Annotated in this window: 1 protein-coding gene; it reads left to right on the top strand. The window is 66.0% G+C overall.

The genetic code is table 11. From position 1 onward, the window contains the following. The first annotated feature begins 4 nt into the window (after nucleotides 1-4). Nucleotides 5-898, top strand: a complete 894-nt coding sequence (locus P3W85_RS03830; RefSeq protein ID WP_276263790.1) for a lipid A biosynthesis lauroyl acyltransferase — start codon at nucleotides 5-7, stop codon at nucleotides 896-898. Nucleotides 899-945 lie beyond the last annotated feature (47 nt).

Here is a 945-nt window from a genome sequence, read left to right as displayed (position 1 = left end):
CCAAATGAGCCGTATTTTTACCTGGCTTGGCATCGGCCTGCTGACCGTGCTGGGCAAACTGCCCTATCCGCTGGTGGCGCGCTTTGGCGAAAGCCTGGGCAGCCTGCTCTACCTGATTCCCAGCAGCCGGCGCCGCGTGGTGCAGACCAATCTGCGCCTGTGCTTCCCCGACGCAAGCGAGGCCAAGATCGAAACGCTCTCGCGCCAGACCTTCCGTACCGTCTTCCGCAGCTTCGCCGAGCGCGGCATCTTCTGGACCGGCAGCGAGAAACAGATGCGCCGCTGGGTCCAGATCGACGACCAGGCCAACCTGGTCGCGCTGGACGGCACGCCCCACATCCTGGTCACGCTGCATCTCTCCGGCGTGGAGGCGGGCGCGATCCGGCTGACCATCCACCTGCGCGAGCACGTCGGGCGCTCGGGCGCCTCGCTGTACACCAAGCAGAAGAACGACCTGTTCGACGGCTTCCTCAAGCATGCGCGCGGCCGCTTCGGCGCCAAGATGATTGCCCGCAACGACAGCGCGCGCGACATCATCCGCTGCCTGCGCAAGGGCGAGGCCCTGCAACTGATCGCCGACATGGACTTCGGCGAGCGCGACTCCGAGTACGTGCCGTTCTTCGGCGTGGAAGCCCTGACCCTGACCTCGGTATCCCGCCTGGCGCGGCTGGCCGGCGCCAAGGTAGTGCCGATCTATACCGAAATGCTGCCCGACTACCAGGGCTACGTGCTGCGCATCCTGCCGGCGTGGGAGAACTATCCCGGCGACAGCGTGACCGAGGATACCCGGCGCATGAACGCCTTTTTCGAGGATTGCATCCGCCCGCGCGTGACCGAGTACTACTGGGTACACAAGCGCTTCAAGCACCGCCCCGGCGGCGAGCGCGAAAACTACTGACAACGCGGGCGCGGCGCAGGCTAACGATGTGCCGCCTCCGCCCTCCT

Origin of the sequence: Cupriavidus basilensis (assembly GCF_029335485.1) — a bacterium.
In the GTDB taxonomy this organism is placed as follows: Bacteria; Pseudomonadota; Gammaproteobacteria; order Burkholderiales; family Burkholderiaceae; genus Cupriavidus; species Cupriavidus basilensis_E.
This window is presented reverse-complemented; position numbering and strand designations above follow the sequence as displayed.

Bases quoted from the DNA above. Each gene is read 5' to 3' on its own strand.
- P3W85_RS03830 (WP_276263790.1), top strand. From the start codon at position 5: ATGAGCCGTATTTTTACCTGGCTTGGCATCGGCCTGCTGACCGTGCTG.